Source organism: Pseudomonas sp. S60, from assembly GCF_016647865.1.
GTDB lineage: Bacteria > Pseudomonadota > Gammaproteobacteria > Pseudomonadales > Pseudomonadaceae > Aquipseudomonas > Aquipseudomonas parafulva.
The window spans coordinates 1-9,548 of sequence record NZ_JACVVH010000087.1; the positions used below are offsets into that span (position 1 = coordinate 1).

General features: G+C 64.3%; 10 protein-coding genes and 1 pseudogene. 8 read left to right on the forward strand and 3 right to left on the reverse strand.

Translation table 11 applies throughout. The annotated features are described in order from the left end of the window. The first annotated feature begins 171 nt into the window (after positions 1-171). The 5 genes from IAE33_RS23995 (at position 172) to IAE33_RS24015 (ending at position 3,510) form a co-directional block, all read left to right on the forward strand. Positions 172-768, forward strand: a complete 597-nt coding sequence (locus IAE33_RS23995) for an NAD(P)H-dependent oxidoreductase (RefSeq protein ID WP_201165670.1) — start codon at positions 172-174, stop codon at positions 766-768. Between the two features lie 23 nt (positions 769-791). Next, on the forward strand, positions 792-1,388 hold the full coding sequence (locus IAE33_RS24000) for a TetR/AcrR family transcriptional regulator (protein ID WP_201165671.1): 597 nt from the start codon (positions 792-794) through the stop codon (positions 1,386-1,388). Between the two features lie 227 nt (positions 1,389-1,615). Then, positions 1,616-2,143, forward strand: a complete 528-nt coding sequence (locus IAE33_RS24005) for a DUF3455 domain-containing protein (RefSeq protein WP_201165672.1) — start codon at positions 1,616-1,618, stop codon at positions 2,141-2,143. Between the two features lie 111 nt (positions 2,144-2,254). Continuing rightward, positions 2,255-2,803, forward strand: a complete 549-nt coding sequence (locus tag IAE33_RS24010) for a sigma-70 family RNA polymerase sigma factor (protein ID WP_201165673.1) — start codon at positions 2,255-2,257, stop codon at positions 2,801-2,803. After that, positions 2,800-3,510 (forward strand): anti-sigma factor, encoded by a 711-nt coding sequence (locus IAE33_RS24015; RefSeq protein ID WP_201165674.1) that lies wholly within the window; start codon positions 2,800-2,802, stop codon positions 3,508-3,510. The genes IAE33_RS24010 and IAE33_RS24015 overlap by 4 nt, the downstream gene beginning before the upstream one ends. 8 nt (positions 3,511-3,518) lie before the next feature. Here the strand turns inward: IAE33_RS24015 and IAE33_RS24020 are convergent, their stop codons facing one another. Further along, positions 3,519-3,680 carry a DUF2986 domain-containing protein gene (locus tag IAE33_RS24020; RefSeq protein WP_080667858.1) on the reverse strand — a complete coding sequence of 54 codons (162 nt, stop codon included), beginning with the start codon at positions 3,678-3,680 and terminating at the stop codon, positions 3,519-3,521. 158 nt (positions 3,681-3,838) lie between these two features. Between IAE33_RS24020 and IAE33_RS24025 the strand changes: the two genes are divergently transcribed. The 3 genes from IAE33_RS24025 to IAE33_RS24035 all read left to right on the forward strand — a co-directional run bounded on the left by IAE33_RS24025 (position 3,839) and on the right by IAE33_RS24035 (position 6,399). Beyond that, the gene (locus IAE33_RS24025; RefSeq protein WP_201165675.1) at positions 3,839-4,663 is read left to right on the forward strand and encodes an AraC family transcriptional regulator; all 825 of its coding nucleotides are present in this window, start codon (positions 3,839-3,841) and stop codon (positions 4,661-4,663) included. A gap of 71 nt (positions 4,664-4,734) precedes the next feature. Continuing rightward, on the forward strand, positions 4,735-5,121 hold the full coding sequence (locus IAE33_RS24030; RefSeq protein WP_201165676.1) for a cupin domain-containing protein: 387 nt from the start codon (positions 4,735-4,737) through the stop codon (positions 5,119-5,121). A 114-nt stretch (positions 5,122-5,235) separates the two neighbouring features. Then, positions 5,236-6,399, forward strand: coding sequence for an AAA family ATPase (locus IAE33_RS24035; protein WP_201165678.1), 1,164 nt, complete (start codon positions 5,236-5,238; stop codon positions 6,397-6,399). A gap of 69 nt (positions 6,400-6,468) precedes the next feature. Here the strand turns inward: IAE33_RS24035 and IAE33_RS24040 are convergent, their stop codons facing one another. Both IAE33_RS24040 and IAE33_RS24045 read right to left on the reverse strand, forming a co-directional pair. Continuing rightward, a complete protein-coding gene (locus IAE33_RS24040) occupies positions 6,469-7,944 on the reverse strand; it encodes a TolC family protein (RefSeq protein WP_201165679.1) in 1,476 nt (491 codons plus the stop codon). Positions 7,945-7,994: 50 nt separating this feature from the next. After that, a pseudogene (locus IAE33_RS24045) lies at positions 7,995-9,548 on the reverse strand (DUF4347 domain-containing protein); the annotation flags it as partial.

Here is a 9,548-nt window from a genome sequence, read left to right on the forward strand (position 1 = left end):
GCGGCGCATCGCGAGCTGCGCTCGCTCCTACGTTTGTTTCGGGCCAATTAGCCTGCGCTGTTTGCACGCGGACCCCTGACGCGTGATCCACGGCAAACACAAAAATAGACAACCTACTAGTCGTAGGTTACCTTTGGTAGGTAATCCGCCATCCATCCAAGGACCCTACCCATGCACACCCTGATCGTCACCGCCCACCCGGACCCTCACTCACTCACCCATGCCATCGCCCAAACGATCGCCGAAAGCCTCACAGCCTCCACCCCGCAGCACACTGCCGAACTCGCCGACCTGACCACCGAGGGCTTCGACCCCCGTTTCAACCTGGCGGACCACCAGCTGTTTCTCAAGCAATCCCCACCCCCCGCTGATGTCGCAGTTGAACAGCGACGGCTCGACCGCGCCGACGCACTGGTGCTGGTTTACCCCATCTACTGGTGGTCTTTTCCGGCCCTGCTCAAAGGCTGGATCGATCGCGTGTTCGCCCAAGGCTGGGCCTACCAGGACAACAACGATGGCAAGGTGACCAAGAAGCTGCAACGCCTGCAGGTGCACCTGGTGGCCATCGGAGGTGCCGACCAGGGCACCTACCAGCGCCATGGCTACGGCGCGGCCATGAACACCCAGATCGACCACGGCATCTTCGATTACTGCGGCGCACCGGTGCGCAGTTCCACCGTGCTGCTGCCATCTGAAGGTGACTATGCCCGGGCTCATCTGGAAACCGCCCAGGCCATCGGTGCCAGCATCTTCGCTTCCCAGAGCTGAACCACAGTGGGACAATCGCGCCCATGACCGACCTAACCCCACCCGCACGCCGGCGCCTGCCCCGCGAAGCACGTACCCGCCAGTTGCTGGAAACCTCCTGGACATTGATTGCCGACGAGGGGACCGATGCGCTGACCCTGGGCCGACTGGCCGACGCGGCGGGCGTGACCAAACCGGTGGTCTACGACCACTTCGGTTCCCGCGAGGGCTTGCTGGCTGCGATGTATGAAGACTACGACGTCCGCCAAACGGCCTTGTTCGATAGCGCCATCGCAGCCGCGCAACCTACGTTGCCAGACAAGGCTGCGGTGTTTGCCAGCGCTTACGTAGATTGTGTGATGACCCAGGGCCGTGAGATTCAGGGGGTGCTGGCAGCCCTCAGCGGGTCGCCTCAACTGGCGGCGGTCAAGCGCAAGTACCAGACAGCCCTGCTGCAGAAGTGCGCCGGCATATTTGCCCCCTTCGCTGTCACAGGCGGCGTTTCCGAGGCCGGCCTGTGGGTTGTGCTAGGTGCCGCAGACGCCGTGTCGGAAGCTGCCGTGTCGGGGGAGATCACTGCTGACCAGGCAAAAGAGGCATTGCACCACACCGTGATCGAGGTGGTGCAGCGCACCAGGTGAAGGCCGACGAGATACCAGCAGGCTGCTCGCCCATCTGCCCTCGTTGGCCACGCTGAAACCTGCTCCAACCCACTCGCCTTTTGTTCAGGGATTATTGTCGCAGTTGAGCTGAGCCAAGGCGCTTGAGATTTATTTCCGGGGCGGTGCATCCATAACCCAACCTGGCGGGTAGTGGTTATCAGGCAGTCAGTGATTGCCATACCCATGACCTTCAAGGAGTGCACACCATGAATCTCAAACCGACCTACGCTCTGCTCGCCACCTGCTTTGCCTTCGGCGTTACCACCGCCCATGCCCAGTCGGGTATACCGGACCCGATCAAGGTGCCCGACGGCCACGTGATCGTGATGAAGACCGTAGGGGTGGGTGAGATCACCTACGAATGCCGCGACAAAGCCAAGGCGCCCGGGCAGACAGAGTGGTTTTTTGTCGGGCCCAAGGCGGTGCTGAAAGACCGGGCCGGCAATACCGTGGGCGACTACTTCGGCCCACCGGCCACCTGGCAAGCCAAAGACGGTTCGAAGGTGACCGGCACCCAACTGGCCGTAGCACCTGCAGCGAAAGCCGACTTGCCCTACCAGTTGGTCAAGGCCAACCCAGCAGAAGGCCAGGGCGCCATGCAGGGGGTGAGTTACATTCAGCGCCTTGCTACCCGCGGCGGTGTCGCTCCGGCCGAGGCCTGTAATGCACAGAACAAAGGCAAGCAGCAGGTCGTCAAGTATCAGGCTGATTACGTGTTCTGGGCAGCGAAGTAACCGGGCACTGACCAGCGCACTGGCCATTGATCATCTACGCTGCAGTCGAGCCCCTGGCCAGCCGGCCCGGGGCGCCGCCCACTGCCCAATGACCGCAAGGAACGCCGCCCATTGAACGCACCTGTTGTTCCTTTTGATTTCGAAGGTTGCCTGGCGGCCTGCGCCAACGGAGACCGCCGTGCATTACAGGCGCTGTACGAACATGAGGGCGCCCGCCTGCTGGGCGTGGCCCAGCGTATCAGCCGTGACCGGGCCACGGCCGAAGACATCGTGCATGACGCCTTCATGCGTATCTGGACCGGTGCCGGCAGTTATGACCCCGCACGCGGTTCGGCACGCGGCTGGGTGTACAGCGTGACCCGGCACCTGGCCCTGAACTTCATGCGCGACAGCCGACGCGAAACGGACCTTGACGACGCAGCCATGGCCGCAACCCCGACAATACCGCCGGAGGTCGAAGCCGCGCACTTGTGGTCCGGCTCCGGGAAGCTTTACCACTGCCTTGAACAGCTGCAACCGGGCCCGCTGCGCTGCATTCTGCATGCCTACGTGGACGGTTGCAGCAATGCCGAAATCGCCACCTTGCTCGGTGCGCCGCTGGGCACGGTAAAGGCGTGGATCAAGCGGAGCCTGAAGGCGCTGAGAGCGTGCATGACATGAACCAGACAGCTGATGATGCCCATGACGACGAGCTTCACGCGCTGGCAGGCGAGTACGTGCTTGGCACCCTCGACGGCGAAGCTCACGCCGCCCTGCACAAGCGCCTGGGCACCGACCCCACCCTGAGGGCTGCCGTGGATGCCTGGGAGGCGCGGCTGCTCGACCTGACCCAACAGGCCCAACCCGTCCCCCCAAGCCCCCGCTTGTGGCGACGTATCGAACGCAGCCTCAGCCAAACCCTGCAGGGCCGGCAGCGCCCTGTTGCACGTGGGTGGAATCGCCTGGGGCTGTGGCAGGGCCTGAGCGCCGCAGGGCTGGCCGCCAGCCTGCTGCTGGCGCTGGCCTTACTGACCCAGGCCCCACCCATGACAACCTACCTGGTAGTGCTGGCAGCCCCCTCCGGTCAAGCACCAGGCTGGGTGGTGCAAGCCAACGATGCCCGCATGATCGAGTTGCTCCCGTTGGGCGACGATGACGTGCCGCCGGGCATGGCGTTGCAGTTCTGGACCAAGGGTGAGCAATGGCAGGCCCCGGTTTCCTTGGGGTTGGTCAAACCGGGCGAACCCTACCGTGTGCCGCTCAAAGGCTTGCCCGCTGTCGAGCCGAATCAGCTGTTCGAGCTGACCTTGGAGAAAGCCGGCGGCTCACCGACAGGCGCCCCTACCGGGCCAGTGAAGTTCATCGGCCGCGCAGTGAAAGTGATTTGATCAGCCACTCACTCGGCTGGGGTCGCGGCTTCACTCGCAGCTTGCGCCGCCAGCTTCTCCCGGTCGGCCTTGCTGATGTATTTGGGCTTGGTGCTGCGCGGGGCGAGCTTGGCGCTGGCTTTCTTGGCGTGGGCCTTGAGGAGTTGCTTGATTTTCTTCTGGCGGTTCATGGCTGGCTTCTGGCGGGTTACATGGCGGCCATCATACCCTGCCCCGGGCAACCAGACGTCAACCTCGTCGTAAAACTCAGGGGGCGGTACATGTGGCCGCTGTCCTGTTACAGAGCTGAACCTGTACGCTTCAGGGTCTCAAGCCCAGGACGACGACCATGCACAGCGAGCCCAACCACCCCCCTGCCTCCGACTGGGTCATCCGCAGCGCCCAGCCTGGCAGCGTGGAACGGATCGAAGCCTGGTTCGGCAGCCATGGGTATGACCCGCATCGGCACGACACCTACTCCATTGGCCGTACCCTGGCCGGGGTGCAGAGTTTTCACTACAAAGGCTCGCTGTGCCATGGCGTGCCGGGCAACACGCTGGTGTTGCACCCTGACGAATTGCATGACGGCATGGCCGGCACCGCTGCGGGTTTTCGCTACCGCATGGCCTATATCGACCCGGCGCTGATACAGCAGGTGCTGGGGGGCGAGCCGCTGCCGTTCATTGCTGGCGGCGTGTCCAGCGACCCGCGCCTTTTCCGCGCCAGTCAGGCCTTTGTCCAAGCACTCGACCACCCCCTGGAAAGGCTGGAGGAACAGGACGCCGTGTACGACCTGGCCATGGCCCTGCGCGCCGTGGGCGGTAAGCCGCGTGGCCGCAAGCGCCTGGATTACCGCTCGGCTGAGCGGGCCAGGGCCTTCATCATGGAGCACCAGCAGGCGGGCATAACCCTGGAGATGCTCGAAAAGGCCAGCGGTCGCGAGCAATGGAGCCTGTCCAGAGACTTCCGCGCGTTGTATGGCACCAGCCCTTACCGCTTCGTGACCCTGCGGCGGCTGGACACGGTCCGCAGGCTGTTACTCGATGGCTTCACGCTGGTGGACGCGGCCCTGGCCGCGGGCTTTCATGACCAGAGCCATATGACCCGCCACTTCACCCGCAGTTTTGGGGTGCCCCCCGCCCGCTGGGTTGAGCGCTTGCGCGCTGGGCGCTGAGTTGCAGGATCGTACAAGAAGCCGTTGCGCCCGCTGGGTAGGCTTGGCTCTCCAACAACGGAGAACCCGCCATGCCCGCATCAAAGCAGCAAGCCCCTGCACAGCCTGTGAACCTGAAGGCAAAAGCATCCATGATCGACCAGCAATGGAGCCCCCGGGTGGTCGCAGAAATGAACGACTACCAGTTCAAGGTGGTGCGTATCGAGGGCGAATTCATCTGGCATTCGCACCCAGAAACCGATGAGGCGTTTGTGGTCCTGGAGGGCACATTGCGCATCGACCTACCAGCAGGTTGTGTGTGGGTGCAGCCGGGTGAGTTGTTTGTGGTGCCGCGAGGTGTAGAGCACAGAACGGCTGCACAGGGGGAGGCGAAACTGATGATGATCGAGCCACGCGGGGTACTGAATACGGGCCATGAAGGGGGTGAGCGCACGGCGCAGAACGACCTCTGGATCTAGGGCCGCTTAGCAGCCCATCGCCGGCAACTCTGCCATTCAACCTGTGGAAGCGGGTTTACCCGCGAAACGGCCTGGGCCAAACTCGTGCCCAAACCGCCACAGCTGGAACGCGCCATGCTCACCACCCTTGCCATTGGTAATTACCGCTCGATCAACCACCTGGTACTGCCCCTGGGCCAGCTCAACCTGGTGACCGGCGCCAATGGCAGCGGCAAGTCCAACCTGTACAAGGCCTTGCGCCTGCTGGCCGAAACGGCCCAGGGCGGGGTGATCGAGGCGCTGGCGCGGGAAGGCGGGCTGGACTCCACCTGGTGGGCGGGCCCGGAAATGAGCGCGCGCATGAAACGCGGTGAAGTGCCCATTGAAGGCCAGCACCCGAAGGAGGTCCGGCGCCTGCGCCTGGGGTTCGCCACCGAGGATTTCGGCTTCGCCATATCCCTCGGCTTGCCCATTCCCCTGCCCTATCCCTCCGCCTTCATGCTCGACCCGGAAATCAAGTGCGAAGCCATCTGGGGCGCCGGGGCCTATCGCCCCGCGTCGTTGCTGGTCGAGCGCAAGAACGCCCTGGTACGCGCGCGCGAGGGCAAGGGCTGGGCGGTGCTGGACCAGCATGCAGACAGCTGCGAAAGCTTCTTCAACATCGTCGGCCGCCCACGCCAGGCGCCGGAAATCGGCGAGCTGCGCGCGTTCATCAACAGCTGGCGGTTCTATGACCACTTTCGCATCGACCGCGACGCCCCTTGCCGGCAGCCGCAACTGGGCACCCGCTCACCGGTGCTGCACCATGACGGGCGCAACCTGGCCTCGGCCCTGCAAACCATTATCGAAATCGGTGACGTAGAGGACCTGACCGCCGCCCTGGATGATGCCTTCCCCGGCAGCCAGCTGGAGATCGACGCACCACCAGGCGGGTTGTTCAGTGTAAGGCTGCATCAGCACGGGTTGCTGCGCCCATTGGGCGGTGCAGAGCTGTCGGACGGCACCCTGCGCTACTTGCTGTTGATGGCAGCCCTGCTCACCCCGCGGCCACCGTCCCTGATGGTGCTGAACGAACCCGAAACCAGCCTGCACGCCGACCTGCTGCCTGCACTGGCACGGCTGATCATCCGCGCGTCGCAGCGCAGCCAGGTGTGGGTGGTGTCGCACAGCGCCGCGCTGATCCAGGCCTTGAAGGCCTGCGAGGGGTGCAATGTGCTGGAACTGGAAAAGGTGCAGGGCCAGACCCAGTTGCGCGGCGTCGGGCTGCTGGATGAACCGTTGTGGCGCTGGGTGGACTGACCCCGTTTCGCCTGTCGCGGGGCCATAGCCACCACGGCCGCGCCGGTCAACCCGGCACGGCCAAAGGCCTCAGCGGTTCCAGTTGGCTTCGCCGTTCTGCAGGGCAGTGGCCAGGGTCTGCAGGTTGCTGTCCGGCAGGCTGTCAGGCAACAGGTCCGCGCCCGAGCTGACATACAACTGCGCATAGGCGTTGCGCAACTCAGCGTACGCCAGGTCCCGCTTGAGCTGGGTCTGCAGGTTGTTCAGCTCACCCTGGATCAGTTCCAGCTCGCCAATGTTCTGCGTCTGGTAGCGGTTGCGCAACTGATCGGCGATTTGCCCATCGAGCTGCGCCAGCTCTTCGCTGGTGCGGAACTGACGCACCGACTCGTTGAAGTTGGCATTGGCCACGTACAGCTGCGCCAGCACCGCCATCGACATCGCCTGGCGGCGCGCCGCCGCCACGTCTTCGCCGGCCTGGGCGACCTTGATCGCCGTGGGCCCGGACAGCACATTGAACAGGTTCCAGGTGACCTTGACGCCGTAGTCGGCCCAGCTCTGGTTAACCAGGAACGAGTTGCTGTCGTAATGGCCACCCAGCGAGAACTCCAGGCCAGGCAACATCCGCAGCATGGCTTTGCGGGTTTCAGCCGCGCTGATACGGGCCTGGTAGTCCTGCTCGCGCAGTTCCGGGCGGTTGGCCAGCGCTTGCTCCTCGAGCTTGCTGAAATCGCCGTGGAACTCAGGCACTACGTAGCCCTGCTCCGGCGCCAGGGTGAAATCGGTATTCAGCGGCAAGTTGACCAACGCAGCCAGCTCGGTCTTGGCCAGGGACAGCGCACGGCGCTGCTCTTCGAGCTGGCGGGTGGCCTCGATCAGGGCACGCTGGTAGCTCAGCGTCTGCACCGGGTCCCCGACACGCTGCGCGGTCATGCGCTGGCTGTTGTCGCGGGCCTGGTTGATGCGCCCCATCAGGCTGTCGATCTGGTTCAGCAAGCGCTGGGCTGCCACCGCGCGCCAGTAGGCCGAGCGCACGTCCTGGGTGATGGTGTGGATGACCTTGCGCTTGCGCTCCTGAAGGATCAGGCGCTGGTCGGCCTGCTGCTTGGCGCTGACGTAGCTGACACCGAAGTCCAGCACGTTCCACACCATGGTCAGGTCGGCCACGTCACGGTCACGGTCCTGGGAGGTAGACGGTTCCAGGGACTGGGTGCCGGTACGGATGCTCTGGCTGCTGGAAGCGCCGACGTTGTTGCGCCCCGCGTAACCGGCGTCCAGCGCCATGCGTGGCAGCATATCGAACTGGGCTAGGTCGACCTGGCGCTTGGCCAGGGCCTCTTCCATCACCTTCAGGCGCGCCTCAAGGTTGTACTTCACCGCACGGGCCATGGCCTGGTGCAGGGTCAGGGGCCCGCTAAGGGGCTCCTGTTCCTTGAACATGCTGGCCAGGTCGGTGCGCGCGCGCGTCTCGCTGGCGCTGCGGTCGATCGGCTGGCTGGTCACGGCGCATCCGCTGATGGTCAGCGCCAGCAGGCTGGCGGCAAACAGTGTGTGGCTTTTGTTCATCCTTGGGCCGCCCCCTGGTACGGCTCTTTTTTCAAGTGTTGTGCTGTGCTTCATGCCTGTTTCCCGATCTGTGCCGGTTGCGCCAGGGCTTGGGCCAGTTCGCGCACATGGCGCTGCTCGGCTTCGTCCAGCTGTTGCAGTTGCTGAGTGAGGCTTGGCGCGCCGAACACGCCGCGCAAGCCTTGGCTGATTTCTGCCGGCCGCCATTGGCTGCCGTTGAACACGTTCATTTCACTGACACCCGGCACCTGGTGACTGAAGATGGCCGACAGCGTACTGCTGCCGAACACACTGCTGCCCGCGTTGGCAAAGCCAGACAAGCCGCCCTGCCCGCTCAGGCTGCTGTCGCTGCTGCCGAACACCTGGGCGATGAAGCTGGGCGCGCTAGCAGCGTTGCCGAGGAAGATGGTGCCCAGTGGCTGCAAATCACCGCCCACGCTGCGCACGTCGAACAACGACCCTGGCAACAGCGGCGATACGCCGCTGTTCTGCACCGGGCTGATTACCTGCGGTTGAACCACCGCCTGTTGCGTTTCTACGACGAGCTGCGGCGGGTTCAGGCGGTACTCCAGGTCGCCAACCTCCTGGGCCTGCAGGCTCTGCGCCTGGCCAACCAGCGACACTGCCAGGGCATTGCCGCTCGCATCCTGAATGCCGCTGTTCAATGCGTTGAGGCTCAGGGCCAATGCGCCCTGGCCGCGCAGGCCGCCGACCAGAATGCGGTAGGTGCGCCCGTCGACCTGCTGAACCGACTGCACCACGCCACTGGCAGACCCGGTACCGAGCACCGAGAAATCATCGGCATCCACGCCGCTGACCGCTTCGTCGAACGTCAGCGTGAAGCTGACGGTGGTGTCAGTCGGCTGCACCGGGCCATCCAGCACGATGCCAATTGGGCGTGGTGCCTTGGCGTCGACCAGAATGCCGCGGGTGTCGCCAACATTGTTCAGGCCGGTATTGGCCTGGTTGCCCCGCTCATCGCTCAGGCTACCGCCGTTGGTGTCGATCTGCGGCGCGACCGCGAAGGTGCTGTTGCCGGCCATACCGCTGGTGACAGTGAGGCGGAAGGTCAAGGCGGTGGTACCAGACCCCGAAAGGTAGTCGGCGTACACCACCCGGCCGTTATCCAGGGTGATCGCCAGCCGCGGGTTACCATTGCCGTTGTCGACCAGTACCGCTTCATCGGTGTTGACGGTGAAGTCCAGGGTATTGCCTGCGGTGTAGGCGCCGGGTGCCGGTACGCTGACGCTGGTGACCAAGGGCGCAACCCGATCGAGGCTGTAGGTACTGCCCTGCAGGCCACCGTTGATCGGGTTGCCCACCCCATCGGTAATACCCGTGTTGCTGGCGCTCAGGTCGAGCCGCACCGTGCCGGCGCCGGACAGGTTGTCCACCACCACCAGGTAGGTACGGCCATCGATACGGGTGACCGAAGCGATGCGCCCACTGGCGCTGCCGGTCAGGGCCAACGCGAAATCGGCGCTATCCACACCGGTCACCGACTCGTCGAAGGTGACGGTGTAGCGCAGGCTGCTGGCATTGGTAGGGGTGATATCGACGCGGGTGATGTTGGTGGCGGTGGGTGCGCTGGTGTCGATCAGCAC